Origin of the sequence: Streptomyces noursei (genome assembly GCF_001646665.1) — a bacterium.
GTDB classification, from domain to species: domain Bacteria; phylum Actinomycetota; class Actinomycetes; order Streptomycetales; family Streptomycetaceae; genus Streptomyces; species Streptomyces lavendulocolor.
The window spans coordinates 136,607-152,399 of sequence record NZ_LWBU01000384.1; the positions used below are offsets into that span (position 1 = coordinate 136,607).

A 15,793-nucleotide genomic window follows, 5' to 3' on the forward strand; every position below is an offset into this window, starting at 1 on the left:
TCTGCGAGGGTGGAAGGTGCGGGGCGCTTGCCCGGGCACCAGACTGTCGTGGGCGGCGCGGGCGGGGCATCGTGGAAATCCACGAACTCACGTGACCGGGCGCGCCGACGGCGCGGGGCGACGGCCGCTCACGTCGCCGGCCGCACCGCGCCGCCGCGGCCGCACCTGAACAGCCGAGCGGCCTCACCGCGTCACCGCGTCACCCCGTCACCCCGTCACCCCGTCACCGGAAAACGGCGCGCGGCGCGGTGTGCGGACGCGGCATGATGCCCGCCGTGAACGTTCTCCTGTGCGGCCTCGCCGAGAACCCGGCGCTGCCGGCGGAGTTGATGGACCGGCTGGTCGCCGTCGCCGACACCGACATCGCCGGTGTGCTGGCCCGCCGCGCCGACCTCACCCATGACCAGGCGGTCGCGCTGGTCGCCCGCGTCGAGGAGAGCGCGGTGCCCCTCGCGTACGGAGGACATCTGACCGCCGCCGACATCGATCCGGTGACCCGGCCGGATGCGGCCCTCGCCCTGCTCGACAGGGGCGCCGGTGAACCGTGGTGGGCTCGCCTCCTGGTGACCGGTCCGGTCGTCGCGCGCCGGGAGCGGCTCGCCGCCTGCCCGGACCTGCCCTCCGACGTGGTCGAGACACTCGCCACGGACCCCGAACTCGGGGTGGTCGTGGAACTGGCGCTGTGGACGACGTCACGATGGCCCGCCGGGCTGGCGGCGCACCCGCATGCCGATGTGCGCCGCGCGGTGGCGGCCAACGAGGCGGCGCCGGCCGCCGTGCTGGCGGCGCTGGTCACCGGCGACGGCCTGCCTCCGCTTCAGCGGTGCCCGGTCTGCGACCGCGGGGAGGGCCCGTCGGTCCACGATCCGCGCGGCCCGCTGCCCCACGGCGACCTGTTGCCGGGCGCTTCGTGCGACGGCTCCCACGAGTCCGCCGTGCACGACATACGGCTGGCGGCGCTCCAGAACCCCGCCACTCCGGTGCACGCCGTCGCCGCCCTGGCCGATCACCCGTCCCGGCTGCTGCGCCAGGCGCTCGCGGCCCGTCCGGACCTGCCCGCCGAGGTGTGCCGGCGGCTCGTCGCGGACCCCGTCGCCGGTGTACGGGCCGAACTCGCCGCGAACGCCGTGCTCGGCGACGCACTGGTACGCGTGCCGGCCGCCGACCGCGACCCGGCCGTACGGCGCGCGGCGGCGCACAACCCGCGCGTGCCGCTCGACGTCCTCGACCGCCTCGCGGACACGGTCCGGCTCCCCGCCGAACCGCTGCCGCGCATCGCCGCCGCGTCACCGGCCGAGGTCGGAGAACTGGCCCGGTCGGGCAACCCGGCCGTGCGGATGCTCGTGGCGCAGCGGCGTGATCTGCCGGCGGACGTGCGGGACATGCTGGCCGCCGATCCCGACGCGAAGGTCGTCGCCTCCGTCGCCGGGCACCCGGGCCTTGCGGAAGCCCGGTTGCGTGCGATGGTGCGCCGGCACGGCGACCGGGTCGCGGCCGCGGTGGCCGCCAACCCCGACGCGTCCCCAGCACTGCTCGAAGAGCTGGCCGGGCGCCGGCCCGTGGTGCGCAAGGCCCTCCGTGAGATCGCACGCCACCGTCATGCGACCGCCGCCGCCCTCCTCCCCTGCCTGGACGACGCGCGGACGAGGCCGGTGGCCGCCGCCCACCCGGCGCTCCCCCCTCCGCTCGTCGCCGCCCTCCTCACCGACGCGGACCGGCAGACGGCCTCGTCGGCGGCGGCCAACCCGTCACTGCCGCCGTCCGCCATGTCCCGCCTCCTGCCCCGCCACTGACGGCGTCACCGTCCATGGCCGGCGGCGGCCTGTCACCCAATTTCCACACCCCTCCCCCACCGTCCCGGTCACCGGACGCCTGCCGTACCGGTCCGGACGCCTGCTGCCGGCCTCGCTGCGGACGCGGCGGCGACGGCCGCGGCGAGGGGATCGCGGGACGGCCGGCCCAGGAGGGACGTGAGGTCGGGACCCGTACCGTCCAGGAAGCCGTGCCGGACGGCCGTGGCGATCGAGGCGAGCATGGGCGGCTGGAACGGCAGGAGGCCCGGCGTCTCGTGGAGCAGCCTGCGCCGGTACTCGGCCAGGCCGATGGAGCGGTGCGGTACGCCGAGCCGGCCGGCCACCCGGTCCGCCGTGACCGGCGTACCGACGAGGTCGTACACGCGTCCGGCGTGCCGTGCCGGGTGCGACGCGACGACGGCCGCCGCCTCGGCGAGATCCTGCCGCGGGACCGCGCTCAGGGCGCCGTCGCCGAACGCGGACTCCACCCCCTGGTCGGTCCACATCAACAGACCGCCGAAGAGTTCGGCGTAGAGGCCGTTGCGCAGGATCGTCCAGGGCAATCCGCTCGCCCGTACGAGGCGTTCGGTGGCGCGGTGCGCGAGGGCGAACCCGAGGTGGTCGCCCGCACCGGCCAGGCTCGTGTAGACGACGTGGTGGACGCCATCGCGCACGGCGGCGTCCAGGGCCGCCGTGTGCCGTGCGACGACCTGGTCGTCCTCGGCGTACCCGGCGGAGATCAGCACCAGGGTCGACACGCCGGTCAGGTCGAGGCCCGCCGGGTCGTCGAAGTCGAGCCGCCGCATTCCCTCGCCCGGTGTACGGCTGCCGCCCGAGGCGACCGTGCCGCGGGCGCGCAGCGCCGCGAGAGTGGCCGAGCCCAGGCTCCCGTTCGCCCCTGTCACCAAGATCATGTCTACCGGTCTTCCGTCGCGTGGTTCTCATCGGTAACTACGCTTGATCCTCGACCGCACCCCCCGCACCGACAAGAAGGCACTTCGATGTCACCCACGCACACCGGGGTAACCACCAGCCCCGCCGCACTCGACCCCTGCGGACGCGCGGACCACCCCGACTGCGGCATCCGTGACGTCCTGGACCGCATCGGGGACAAGTGGTCGGTGCTCGTGGTCGTCGAACTCGCGGGCGGACCGCGCCGGTTCCGCGAGCTGCAGCGCGCGATCGACGGCATCTCCCAGCGCATGCTCACCCTGACGGTGCGGAGGCTCGAACGCGACGGTCTGGTCCTGCGCACGGTGTATCCGACCGTCCCGGCGCAGGTCGACTACCGCCTGACCGAGACGGGAGCCGGCCTCACCCACCTCGTCAAGGCACTCGCGGACTGGTCGCTCGCCCACCGTGCCGTGATCGCCGAGGCACGGCACGCGTACGACCGTGCCCATCCCGGCCACGACATCCACTGACGGCACGGCCCGCGGTCCTGACTGCCCGGCCCGTCGACGAGGCCGTGGTGCTTCCTGCCCTGCCGTGCTCGGTCGGCCGGACTGGGCCTACTGGTGCCGGCCCGGTGTGCACGCACCGGCCGGAGGCCGCGTGGGCCAATGCGAGGGGACGACGAGGACGCACCCGTCCCCGGCAGGCGGCGGGAGCCGGTACCGTCGCCGATGAACCGACGACCAGAGGGAAGCAGATGCGTGGCAATTGGCGATGGATCGCTCTGGGCGCAGCCGCATTCGTCGGCCAACTCGTCGTGAACGCACGGTCGCGTGCCACCGACGAGTCGGCCGAGGCGGTCATCGACCGATTCCGTGACGACCCGGGCAGCTTCGGCACCCACGCGAGCAGCGGCTCCGGCGGGTACCGGGCCTGCGGCCACCGGGCATGCAGCAAGAAGGCGAAGGAGTCCATCAGGAGTCACGATTGCTGTGGCCGGTGCCGGATCGCGCAACACCGGAACTGCACGGGCAGAGCGATGCGTGACTACGAGGGGCCAGGCGGGTTCTACCACGACTTCCACGAAGGGATCATGAAACCTGGCGTGTGTACCGTCTGCGGAGAACCGGAAGAAGCGCACTGACCCGAAGCAGTCGGCGTGCCCGCCACACGCCGTACCGCGGAGCCGGCCGGTGGTCCGACTACGCGTACGGCGGGAAGGCCTACCTGGTCCTCAGCCTCGCGGCGAAGTCACTCCTGGCGTGGCAGATCTTCGCCGGCTCGCCGGCTGACCGAACCTCTTTCACGGTGCGCTGTGCCTCACATGCCCCGGCTCCGGAAGGACGAAGAGCAACCTCACGCACATGAGCACCCCTCGTCGTCATCCATGCCGCCCAGGCCGTAGGCGCGGGAAAGGCTACGCCGCGAGGGCGCCGTGACCGTGGCCGGTCTCAGGAAGCGGACCGGCCACACCCATGTCACCGTCCTTCGGCGGGGTCGGGCGCCCTCAAAGATCCACGCGTACCCTTTCCTATTACTGGGATGATTTGTGATGTCCGGTGGCCGTCAGGCAGGGACGAGAATGCGGTGACAGGCGGAGAGCAGATGCCCGGACTGCCTGGCGCGCGCAGCGCGCAGCAGGCCGAAATCCTGCCGTTCCGCTCCCCCGTTCTGGCCACCGCGCACGCGGTGGCCGGGGCCGCGGCTCTGGGCGCCGCGCTGCTGGGCCTGCTCGGCCTGGCCGGATGGGTCACCGACACCGAGGTGCTGAAGAGCGTGCTGCCCGGTGTCGCGGTGTCCATGAAGGTCAACACCGCCCTGGCCCTCGTCGCGCTGGGCCTCTCCCTGTGGGTGATCGGCCGTCGGCCGGTCCGGCCGCGGGCGGTCGTCGCGGCCCGCGGGGCGGCGGTCTTCGCCGGCCTGCTCGGCGTGCTCACCCTCGCGGAGTACGCCACCGGGACGAGCCTGGGCATCGACGAGCTGATCTTCGACGACGACACCGCCCGCACCCAGACGGGGTCGCCCGGACGGATGGGCCCGAACACGGCCGTCGCCCTGGCGCTCGCCGGCGCCGGGGCTCTGTGTGCCAGTACGCCCCGGGTCCCCGCCTGGGCCGGCCAGGTCCCCGGCCTGGCCGTCGGGGCACTCGCCATGCTCAGGCTGTACGGCGCCGCATACGAGGTACCCCAGCTGGAGCGGTTCGGCGCCTACACGGGCATGGCCCTGCACACCGCGGTCGCCCTGGTGCTGCTGGCCACCGCTATGTTCCTGACCCGGCCCGACGAAGGTCTCACGGGCCTGGTGCTGAACGCCGGGACGACCGGCGCACTGGGGCGCTGGCTGCTCCTGACCGTCGTGGTCGTCCCGCCGCTGCTGGGCTGGCTCGTCCTGGCGGGCGAGGACGCGGCGGTGTTCGGGCCGCGGCTCGGCACCGCACTGCTGGTGGCCGGCCACGTGTCCGTGTTCACCGCGGTGATCTTCATGTCCCTGACCGTGGGCCGCCGTGTCGAGGTCGCTCATGCCCGTCTCGCCTGGCAGGTGCGCCAGAACGAACTGCTGCAGGCCTTCATGGACCACACCCCCGCGGTGGTCTTCATCAAGGACCTGGAGGGCCGCTACCTGGCGGTCAACACCACGTTCGAGCAGATCCTGAACCTGACCCGCGACCAGGTCCTGGGCCGCCTCGACCAGGACGTCATGCCGTCCGACCTGGCACGCAAGGCGCGGGCCTCCGACCGCGCGATGCTGGCGGAGGGCCGGCCCGTGCAGCGGGTGGAGGTGTTCACCCTGCCGGGCGGCACTCGGGAGTTCCTTTCCAGCCTGTTCCCGATCAGTGACGCGTCCGGTGTGCCGTACGCCGTGGGTGGCGTGGTCACCGACATCACCGAACGCGTCGCGGCCCAGCGCGAGGTCCAGCGGTCCCACCGCCGGTTCACCGCCCTGCTGGAGTCCGCACCCGACGCCACCCTCATCACGGACGGCGACGGCGTCATCGTCATGGCCAACACCCAGGTGCGGCACCTGTTCGGCTGCGCGCCCGGCGACCTCGTCGGCACCGAGGTGGTCGGCCTGGTGCCCGCCGCGCGGCGCCGCCGGCACGGCGCCCTTCTCCGTGCCTATCTGCGCCTGCGCGATCCGCAGCCCACGGTCCTGGACCGGGACCTGTACGGGCTGCGCCGCGACGGCTCCGAGTTCCCCGTCGAGGTGAGCGTCAGCAGCCTCCAGTCGGAGCAGCAGACCCTCGTCGTGCTGACCGTGCGGGACATCACCGAGCGCAGGCGGCTGGAAGCCGAGCGCGCCGAGCGCTACGAGCAGCAACGGCATATCGCCTACACCCTGCAGCACAGCCTCATGGGGGAGCCACCCCTGCTGCCGTACCTGCCCAGCGCCCACCGGTACCTGGCCTCCGTCCGTGACCCCGGAGTCGGCGGCGACTGGTTCGACATCATCCCCCTCGACGAGCGCCGCACCGGCGTCGTCATCGGCGACGTGATGGGGCGTGGCCTGGAGGCCGCGGCCGTGATGGGTCAGCTGCGCGCCGCCTCCCACGCCCTGGCCCGCACCGGCTGCACCCCCGGTGAGCTCATGACCGGACTGGACGCCTTCGTCAACGACCTGGCCGGCCAGTTGGTCACCTGCCTCTACCTGGTGATCGACCAGGAGGCGGGCGAGGTCACCCTGTGCTCCGCCGGGCACCTCCCCGTCATCGTCGTGCCCCCCGACGGGCACGCTCGCAGGCTGGGGGCGCCGGTCGGGGTGCCGCTGGGCGTCAACGACCCGGCCGGCAGCGGGCTGCCGTTCGAGGAGGCGAGCCACCCGTTGGTGCCTGGCAGCACCCTCGTGCTGTACACCGACGGGCTGGTCGAGCGGCCCGGCACCGACATCGACGCCCAGATCGACGTCCTCGTCCACACGCTCGACCTCGCGCTGAAGGGCGCCCCCGCCGATGCGGAGGCCCTGGACCGGGCCGCGGCCCGGCTGGTGAGGACACTCATACCGGACACGGAAGCCCATGACGACGACGTGACGCTGCTCATGCTGGGCGTGCCGGCACACGACAGCACTTGACCGAAGAGCATGTCCCCGACCGACGTTCGACTGCCCCCGCCCGGTCGCCCCGTCCGAACGGGGCACTGCCCCGTGCGGCGGACGCACCGATCGGTACGCCGCACCTTGGATCTGTACATTTGTACGGAAGGGCAGACAAAAATGCCAGGCGTGCCGATGGCCGCGCCCGTCCTATGACGACCCGCGCAGGCGAGGGCCACATGTTCGATGTGAGTGCTCCGATCCTCACCACGTTCCTCCTGTACGTGGCCGCCATGATCGGAACGGGTGTCTGGGCGTACCGCCGGACTCACACGTTCGCCGACTTCGCCCTCGGCGGACGCAGGCTCAGCGCGTTCGTCGCGGCCCTGTCCGCCGGGGCCAGCGACATGTCCGGCTGGCTGTTCCTCGCGCTGCCCGGAGCGGTGTACGCGGCCGGGCTCGGCGCCGGCTGGATCGCCGTGGGCCTCGTCATCGGCACCTACCTCAACTGGCTGTTCGTCGCGCCGCGGCTGCGCACCTACACCGAGCGGGCCGAGAACGCCGTGAGCCTGTCGGCCTATCTGGAGGAACGGTTCGAGGACCGCACCCGGATGCTCCGGCTGGTGTCGGCCGCCGTCACCCTGGTGTTCTTCACCGTCTACGTGGCCGGCGGACTGGTGGCCGGCGGACTGCTGCTCGAGCAGGTCTTCGACGTCGGCTTCGGCCTCGGGGTGACGCTGACCGCCCTGGTGATCGTCGTCTACGCGGGCCTGGGCGGCTTCCTGGCCGTGAGCATGACGCACGTGATGCAGGGGACCCTGATGTTCCTCGCGCTGATCGTGCTGCCCCTGACCGGCGTCGCCGTGCTCGGCGGCTTCGGGGACCTGGGCGAGGGCATCGACACCAGGAGCCCGCAGCTGCTCGACATGGGCGCCAGGGTGGGTTACGCGGACGGGCAGTGGTCGGCGGGCGGCTCCCTCGGGGTCGTGGCCACGATCTCGTTGCTCGCCTGGGGCCTGGGCTACTTCGGACAGCCGCACATCCTGGCCCGATTCATGGGCATCCGCAGCACCGGGGCCGTACCGGCGGCCCGCCGGATCGGCACGGCCTGGGTCGCCGTGGTACTCGCCGGCGCCACCCTCGTCGGCCTGGTGGGCATCGCGCAGCTGGACACCCCGCTCACCCAGCCCGACACGGTGTACATCGCCCTGGCCCGGACTCTGCTCACCCCCTGGGTCGCCGGCGTGATGCTGATCGCCGTGCTGGCCGCGATCATGTCGACCGCCGACAGCCAGCTCCTGGTGTCGTCGACCGCCCTCACGGAGGACTTCTACCGCGCGTTCCTGCATCGGCGGGCCGGGGACCGGACCCTGGTACGGGTCGGCCGGGCCGCCGTCGTCGTGGTGATCCTGGTGGCCTACGTGATCGCGCTCAGACGCGGCGGGCTGCTGGACATCGTCGGCCAGGCGTGGGCCGGCTTCGGCGCCGCCTTCGGGCCGGTGGTCCTCCTGTCCCTGTACTGGCCGCGCATGACGTGGGCCGGGGCCATGGCCGGGATCGTGTCGGGCGCGGCCACGGTCCTGTTCTGGGACGACATCAATCCCCTGCTCGGACCGCTGGAGTCGGGAATCTACGAGATGGTCCCGGGCGTCCTGGTCGCCACGGCCGCCGCACTGGTCTTCGGCAGGTTCGTCGGCCGGCCGCCCAAACGCGCCTTCTGGCGCATGCCGGGGGGCGGCGTGAGCCAGCTGATGGTGACGCCCTTCCTCAACAACGCGCCGATCGGCATGGCCGTCCTGGACGCGGACCTGCGCTACGTCTGGGTGAACGAGCCGCTGGAGCGCCTCATCCCGCTCGAACGACGGCTGGGCCGGCAGGTCAGGGACGTCCTGCCGGAGGCAGAGGCGGAGGCGTTCGAGAAGCAGATGCACAGAGTCCTGGAGACCGGGGAGCCGGTGCTCGACCACGAGTATCGCGGCCCCAGCCACCTCGACCCCGACCGCACGCGCGCCTGCTCCGCCTCCTTCTTCGGCATGAGGGACCGCAAGGGCCGCATCGTCGGCGTCTCCTACATGGTCGTCGACGTCACCGAGCGCTGGCGGGCCCAGGAGCGCCTGGCGCTGCTGAACAACGCCGGCGCCCGGATCGGCAGCACGCTGGAGATCACGCGGACCGCGCAGGAACTGGCGGACGAGGCGGTGCCCTCCGTCGCCGAGTTCGTCGCCGTCGACCTGCTGGACTCGGTCATGCGGGGCGAGGAGCCGGCCCCCGGGCCGGTGGACATGACGCCGGTGATCCGCCGGGCGGGCCAGCAGTCGGTGCGCGAGGGCTGCCCGGAGGCGAGCCTGCCCGTGGGCGGAACGGTGCGGCGTGCTCGTCTCTCGCCCGTCACCCAGTGCCTGATGGAGAGCCGGACGCTGGTGGAGCGGGTCCTGGACCTCACCCACAGCGCCTGGGTGACGGAGGACGAGTCGCTGGGCTCCACGCTCCGTGACTTCGACTTCCGCTCACTGATGGTCGTGCCGGTGCGGGCGCGCGGTGTCACCCTCGGCGTGGCGACGTTCGCCCGCACCGACCGCACGGGCCCGTTCGAGGACGACGACGTGCGTCTCGCCGAGGAACTCGTGTCGCGGGCGGCCGTGTCCGTCGACAACGCGCGCCGCTTCACCCGTGAGCGCACCGCCGCCCGCTCCATGCAGCGCTACCTGCTGCCGCACGAGCTGGCCGGGGGTTCCGCGCTGGAGGTGGCGTCCTGGTACCTGCCCGCGGACGCCCCCAGCGGGGTGGGCGGCGACTGGTTCGACGTGATCCCGCTGTCCGGGGCCCGGGTCGCCCTGGTCGTCGGGGACGTCGTCGGCCACGGCATGAACGCGGCGGCCACCATGGGACGCCTGCGCACGGCGGTCCGTACGCTCGCCGACCTGGACCTGCCCCCGGACGAACTGCTGGCCCATCTGGACGACCTGGTCATCGGCCACCTCGGGGCGTACGGCGACAAGGAGCCCGCGGCGGGCGGCGACGAGACGGCGGGCGCCGCTTTCCTGGGCGCCACGTGCCTGTACGCCGTGTACGACCCGGCCAGCAGACGGTGCACGCTGGCCCGGGCCGGCCATCTCCCGCCCGTGATCGTCAGCCCCGACGGCACCCCGGCCCTCCTCGACCTGCCCGCCGGACCGCCCCTGGGCCTCGGGTACCTGCCCTTCGAGTCCACCGAGGTGGAGCTGCCCGAGGGCAGCCTCATCGCCCTCTACACGGACGGCCTCATCGAGACCTACGACCGGGACATCGACGTGGGGCTCGACCGGCTGGGCGAGGCCCTCGCCGTCCGCGGGACGGGGCTGGAGGAGATCGGCCAGGGCGCGGTCGACGCCCTGCTGACGGGCCCGCCGTCCGACGACGTGGCCCTGCTGCTCGCCCGGACCCACGTCCTGGCGGCGGAACGGGTCGTCTCCTGGGACCTGCCCAGCGACCCGGCCGCCGTCGCCCACGCCCGCGGGCTCGTCGTCCGGCAACTGGAGGTGTGGGGCATGCCGGACCTGGCCTTCACCACGGAGCTGATCGTCAGCGAACTGGTCACCAACGCCATCCGCCACGCGGCCGGACCGGTCGGCCTGCGCCTGATCCGTGATCGCGGCCTCATCTGCGAGGTCTCCGACGCCGGCAGCACGGCACCCCGCCTGCGCCATGCCCGGACCACCGACGAGGGCGGACGCGGCCTGCTCATCGTGGCCCAGCTCGCCCAGCGGTGGGGCACGCGCTACACCACGAACGGCAAGATCATCTGGACGGAGCAGGTCATTCAGGGGGGCGAGGCCATCGAGGGCCAGACGCGATGACTGTACGGGTGGGCTGCGCGACCGTCGCCGGCTCCACCCGGGAGATCGTGCAGCGGATCGGCGAGAGGCCGGGGGCGGCCGGCGGCGCTGCCTGCGCGCCCGCTCGGCTCGGCAGGCGCCGTCAGCGGGTGCGAAGACTTCGTCCTGGGCAGCGCCGTCCACGGCCCTGCCTCGGTGGCCTAACGAGGAGACGACCGGCCCGGAGCCGGAACAGACCAAGTCGGGCGGATGCCGTCGACCACCGGCCGGCATTGCGCCCCACCTCGGCGGCCGGGCCGCCACCAAGGTGCGCCGGCAGGTCACCGTCGACGCCGAACGCCTAGGCCCGGCCACCGCGGCCGCGCAGAGGTGTTCGTCCCGAGGGCGCCCAGGACAGTGATGGCGACCCGGGCCATGTCCTGACTGGACTCCAGACCGGGTTTGCGCCGGCCTGGTACGGGCGAGGCAGTCAGACACTGGTCGGCGCCCGGACAAGCCGCGCGGCCCCATGGTCAACCGGTCGCCACACACCGGTCACGCACGACGGCAGGTCGGGATGGTGCTGCAGCGGCCGGGCATGGTGCCGTCCACCCCGACGGACCGGATCGGCGAGTGTCAGCGGCACGGTCCGGCCCTCATGGCTTCAGTGATCACCGAGCGGGACAGTGACGCGGTGGAGTCGCGTCGGCGGGCGGCCGGGACGCGGGGACGCTTCAGGTGTCCGCGGTGCGGCGGGGCCGCTGGGCCGCGGCGGCGTGGCGCAGCTCCTCGTTGATGCGCTTCGCTTCTTCGAGCTGGTCCTCGAGGATGACGATCCGGCAGGCGGCTTCGACGGGGGTGCCCTGGTCGACGAGTTCGCGGGCGCGGGCGGCGATGCGCAGCTGGTAGCGGGAGAAGCGGCGGTGTCCGCCTTCGGAGCGGAGCGGGGTGATCAGCCGGGCTTCCCCGATGGCGCGCAGGAACGCGGGGGTGGTGCCGAGGAGCTCGGCGGCTCTGCCCATGGTGTAGGCGGGGTAGTCGTCGTCGTCGAGACGGTCGAGCGGGTCGTGTTTGGTCATCTGCACCTTCCTGGGGGAACGCGGTCGAGGGGCCCTGGTCGCCATGCGGCAACCAGGGCCCCGAGGGATTTCAACACCATCTGCCGGCTTGCTGCTGCGCCGGCGTTCTTGTTCCGCGGCTCCGGCCGGGAGGCCGGGCGTGCGGGGATCGCGGTTGCGTGACCGGGGACCACCTTCCAATCCGGGGTCTTGCGGTACCCGGGCGGTGAAGCTTCCTCACCCGGGCGATCCTCTGATGGCGTCTGCCTCCTTCTTCTTTCGTGCTGCTGGAAACACGGGTACTGCTCACGGCCCCGTGGGCCGCCCGGCCCGGCGGCCAGCGAGGGGACCCTGCCTACCTTCCGGCCCCATCGCTCCGCCGCCGTGCCGCTCCTGCGTGCGCGCCAGTTCGTCTCTGCCGCGCCTTACTGGATCTCGTGGCTTCGGACACAACCCTAGCCCCGACCCGAAGCAATGTCTACACCGGCCACGACAGATTTTCTGCAGAGATCGAGGGGAGAGTTCGTCGACCGCCGGCGCCGAAAGTCTGCCGCTGCCCGTATCCGGCCATCCCGCCTCTCGCGCCCTGGTCATGGCGGGGGGCCGACCGTACTGTGGCCCTGACTCCGAGGGAGGGACCGCGTGGCGGACTTCGACATGGAGGGCCGGCGTTCGGTGGCACGGGCCTACACGGGCCTGGGGGCGGCGTTCATCGCCCTGAGCGTGGTGTGCGTCCTGTGGGGAGGACCATTCAGAACCGTCTTCGCGGTGATCGCCGCGCTGAGCGCGGTCCTCGCCCTGACGGCCGCGGCCGGCTTCCGGCGACTGGCCCCGGGCGGGAACCGGGTGCACGGGGACCTGGCCCAGCACGGCTGGGGGCTGCTGAACCTCGTGTGGATCGCCCTGTCGGTGCTCATGCCGTTCGCGGTGTGCGCCTGGCTGTTCGTCCTGGACGAGCGCTTCCGCGGCCAGACGCTGAGCACGGGCACCGCCCTGCCGGTGTTCCTGCTCTTCAGCGCGCTCGTACGCCAGGCTCACCGGCTGGCCGCCCGGACGTTCGACAGCAGCGCCGGCTGAGGACGGGAACCGCCACACCGTCCCCGGCACCCGGGCGCCCGGCGGTGGGACGCGGATAGCGCGGTCCGGCGTCCACACCCTTGCGATCGATCAGCACTGACTGACTGAAGCGTCAACAAATGGCCTTCGCAGAAAGCTATTTGAGCGCACAGGCGGTGAAATCGAGGACGTGCAGATCCGGAGCAGGAGTTAGAATGGGACTCACCTCCGACGGTCTGAGCGAGTCGACCGGAAGTGCCACCCCCTTCTTGGTGAGCGGGAGGAACGCCGATCTTCCCGGCGCACGCGCCCTGCTCAGACCCCCTAGGTGGCCGGGCGGATCACTGCCACATCCGAAGACCGCCCGCGGCCCCACTCCCGTCATTCCCACGGTGCCATTCCGCCGCAATCGCCGTTGAGCACAGAGGCAAAGACAATGGACCCGTCCAGCGATTCGCGAGGCGGCGCGCCTCTGCGAAGCCAGCCCGTTCCTCCTTGGCCGGCCCGGAATCCGTACGAGGAGATGCCGCCGCCCGAACCCTCGGCCGCAGCACCACCGGCATCGACGGCCGCATTCGCCGGTTACGACGTCACACGGTATCTGTGTGCCGCCATGTACACCGATGTCACACTCGCCCGCAGTGCCGTGGACCGCATCGTCAAAGAGCCGCGAAAGGCAGTGGCGTCATCGCCGGGTGTGAGCATGGGATGCGTGCTGCGGCATGCCCTGGCGGCGCAGCGGCGACACAGGCGCCGGGACATCCTGCTCACGGTCCTTCTGTGCACCGGGCTCATCGCCCTGGCGCTCGCGTTCGCCGTGAGCGGCGCCGCGGGCTACACCGTGGCCTTCCTGGGGTTCCTCATCGCCTGGGCGATCGTGGCCACCGAATTCGTCTCGGCGCACTACCACGTGGTCTCCCGGCAGCTCAAGAGGGAGAACTTCGACCCTCATCGGGCACCTCGTCCGACCAACGCGCGGGACGCCGCTCGTGTGGACGCCATAGAGCTCCGCGACCGCGGCAACGTACTCATCTCGTCGTCCTACCCACCCTTCGTGGGGCACGGAGTCACCTACAGCACATGGTCGTTCGCTCTGAACACCGCGCGGGCCGAGCCGGGCCGGCAGGTCGTCCCGTTCACCGTCCACGAACTCGACCGATATCTCTCCGCCCGAGTCGGCGAGCTCGGCCTTCCCGGTCTGGACCTGGCCCACGTACTGCTGGTCAACGGCGCCGACCTGCTGCTGGGAGTGGACGAACGCACGCGCGGCGAACTGCTTCCCCATACGGGCGGGCCGCCCGGAGCGCACGTGTCGGAATCCCTGCTGCGGGAACTGCGCGAGCACGGCAGAGGCACGGCCCGACCCTATCTCGCCATCCGTGTCGCGGGGTGGGGAGGCGAATTGGTCAGTACGCTGTTCCTGCGGTGCACCTTGCTTCCGGACCGATCCATCGCGTTCATCGAGGGCAGCAACTGCCTCCTGACGCCGGTGCGCCAGGAATACCGGACGGTGGACGCACTGCTGGGTTCGCCCACCCTGCGGCAGTGGTGCCGGCTCGTGGGCGAGGCAGGTCTGCGCACGCCCTATCTGCTCCTGCGCGCGCCCTTCGCGGTACGGGACGACCTGTTCGCCCCACTGTCCGAAGGACGTGAGCAGCGCCGCCAGGAACGCAGGATCCGCGTGCGGTCCTTCAACTACGGTGCCGAGTTCAGCCTCCGGGAGGCCGCCAGCAGCGGGCTCTATTACCGCCACTTCCAGGAAATCGACGAGGAGCTGTACTCGAAGACGGTCGAACACCGAGTCCTGGACTCCCTGGTTCAGTTCATGGAGGACCACAACATTGATACCCATGAACTGATCCAGCGGCAGACGACGATATACAACACCGGTCTGTTCGCGGGTCGTGACATCTCCATCAACCGCTCCAGTGTCCGGGCCGGGAGCAGCGCTCCGCCGAGAACGGTTCAGCCTGCTCAACGGAGGTGACGTGATGTCGGAACACAGGGACCAGGGCAGCGCGAGCCACAGCAGCAGAATCGAAGCGGGTCGTGACATGCGGATCGACCGGAGCACGGTCGCCGTAGGGCACTCCACCGTCACGGGCCCGGCGCCCACGGCCGACCGGGAGGCGGCCGTCGAGGAGCTGCGCGCCGCGGTGGACCAGCTGTTGGACGAGCTCCGCCGGAACTCGGAGCACTACGAGGACGGACCTCAGCTCGTCGAGGCCGGGGAGCAGGTCCAGGCGGAACTCGCCCGGAACGAGCCCCGCCCGAACCTCCTTCTGCGCTGGCTCGGTTTCATCGCGCCGGGCGTCCACACGACAGCCGCCGTCGCGGCGGACGTGGCGTCGATACAGGACAGCGTGACCGCCCTGTTGTAACGGTCCCGGACGACCTGCGCTCGGGACCGACGGCCGACAGGACAACTGCCGGGCCCGGCCGCCACGACGTGTCCGGGCCGGACGGGCGGCTTCCCCGCATGGCGCGGACTCGCCGTACCGGACCTCCCATGGCTGTGCCGGGTCCTCGCCCGCGTGACCGAACCGACCCGTCCCCGCGGCGGGGCGAGGGCGGCCGTCCGCGGCAACGGCGTCTGCGTGTGGGACGATCGGGGGCCGGAAAGCGGGGCGGTGACCGGCTGCCCGGTGGTGGAGGGAGTGGGGGCGCGGTGGAGGACGACGAGGTGCGCTCGCGCTTCGACGGGCGCGCGCACGTCGAGTTGCTGCCCGGTGGGGCGGGTGCCGCGGAGCGGCGACGGATCGACGAGATCGCCGGCGCCCTGGGCTACCGGTTGTCGGCCGTCGAGAACCTGGGGTTCGCCGGGGTGCGGTTGCGGTACGAGCGCGACGACGATCCGCGGGCGCGTCGCCGCGCCGGGCTGACCGTCGAGCGGTTGCGTTCGGGTGGGCCGCTGCTGCCGGCCGTCGAACCGTCCGTCCCTCCGCCGCCCGCGTCTCCGCCCCCGGCCCCGGTCCGGCTCCCGCCCCGGCAGCGCATCCGTCCTCCGTCGGAGCCCCCGCCACCCCCGCCTCTTCCGGCGTCGGCCCCGACCCGCGACCGCGTCCCGCCCCGGCCGCCCCATCCGCCGCCCCCGCCCCCTCCCCCACCCCACGCTCCCGCCGCGTCGTGAGCGTCGCCGCGGTCCGGGCGGGCCCCGGTTCGTCACCCG

The 15,793-nt window shown here is 72.3% G+C and carries 11 protein-coding genes; 9 read left to right on the forward strand and 2 right to left on the reverse strand.

Going from position 1 to position 15,793, the window contains the following annotated elements:
* Positions 1-275: 275 nt before the first annotated feature.
* Complete coding sequence (locus tag A4V12_RS31255) at positions 276-1,793, forward strand: hypothetical protein (RefSeq protein WP_064072924.1); 1,518 nt, start codon at positions 276-278, stop codon at positions 1,791-1,793.
* Between the two features lie 68 nt (positions 1,794-1,861).
* On the opposite strand, the gene A4V12_RS31260 is transcribed toward A4V12_RS31255, so the two are convergent.
* Positions 1,862-2,707 (reverse strand): NAD(P)H-binding protein, encoded by an 846-nt coding sequence (locus A4V12_RS31260; protein ID WP_064072836.1) that lies wholly within the window; start codon positions 2,705-2,707, stop codon positions 1,862-1,864.
* Between the two features lie 87 nt (positions 2,708-2,794).
* Between A4V12_RS31260 and A4V12_RS31265 the strand changes: the two genes are divergently transcribed.
* The 4 genes from A4V12_RS31265 to putP all read left to right on the forward strand — a co-directional run bounded on the left by A4V12_RS31265 (position 2,795) and on the right by putP (position 10,552).
* A complete protein-coding gene (locus A4V12_RS31265; protein ID WP_064072837.1) occupies positions 2,795-3,217 on the forward strand; it encodes a winged helix-turn-helix transcriptional regulator in 423 nt (140 codons plus the stop codon).
* Positions 3,218-3,794: 577 nt separating this feature from the next.
* A complete protein-coding gene (locus tag A4V12_RS35825; RefSeq protein ID WP_079137500.1) occupies positions 3,795-4,055 on the forward strand; it encodes a hypothetical protein in 261 nt (86 codons plus the stop codon).
* A gap of 237 nt (positions 4,056-4,292) precedes the next feature.
* Complete coding sequence (locus A4V12_RS31270) at positions 4,293-6,755, forward strand: SpoIIE family protein phosphatase (protein WP_064072838.1); 2,463 nt, start codon at positions 4,293-4,295, stop codon at positions 6,753-6,755.
* Positions 6,756-6,955: 200 nt separating this feature from the next.
* A complete protein-coding gene (putP, locus tag A4V12_RS31275) occupies positions 6,956-10,552 on the forward strand; it encodes a sodium/proline symporter PutP (RefSeq protein ID WP_064072839.1) in 3,597 nt (1,198 codons plus the stop codon).
* A gap of 692 nt (positions 10,553-11,244) precedes the next feature.
* Here putP and A4V12_RS31280 read toward each other — a convergent pair.
* Complete coding sequence (locus A4V12_RS31280) at positions 11,245-11,589, reverse strand: MerR family transcriptional regulator (protein WP_064072840.1); 345 nt, start codon at positions 11,587-11,589, stop codon at positions 11,245-11,247.
* 621 nt (positions 11,590-12,210) lie between these two features.
* Here A4V12_RS31280 and A4V12_RS31285 point away from each other — a divergent pair.
* The 4 genes from A4V12_RS31285 to A4V12_RS39605 all read left to right on the forward strand — a co-directional run bounded on the left by A4V12_RS31285 (position 12,211) and on the right by A4V12_RS39605 (position 15,754).
* Positions 12,211-12,645, forward strand: a complete 435-nt coding sequence (locus tag A4V12_RS31285) for a hypothetical protein (protein WP_064072841.1) — start codon at positions 12,211-12,213, stop codon at positions 12,643-12,645.
* Positions 12,646-13,270: 625 nt separating this feature from the next.
* A complete protein-coding gene (locus tag A4V12_RS31290) occupies positions 13,271-14,611 on the forward strand; it encodes a hypothetical protein (protein WP_234372407.1) in 1,341 nt (446 codons plus the stop codon).
* 4 nt (positions 14,612-14,615) lie between these two features.
* Positions 14,616-15,005: a hypothetical protein gene (locus tag A4V12_RS31295; RefSeq protein WP_064072925.1), complete on the forward strand. Its 390-nt coding sequence runs from the start codon at positions 14,616-14,618 to the stop codon at positions 15,003-15,005.
* A gap of 287 nt (positions 15,006-15,292) precedes the next feature.
* Positions 15,293-15,754, forward strand: a complete 462-nt coding sequence (locus tag A4V12_RS39605) for a hypothetical protein (protein ID WP_064072843.1) — start codon at positions 15,293-15,295, stop codon at positions 15,752-15,754.
* The last annotated feature ends 39 nt before the right edge of the window (positions 15,755-15,793 follow it).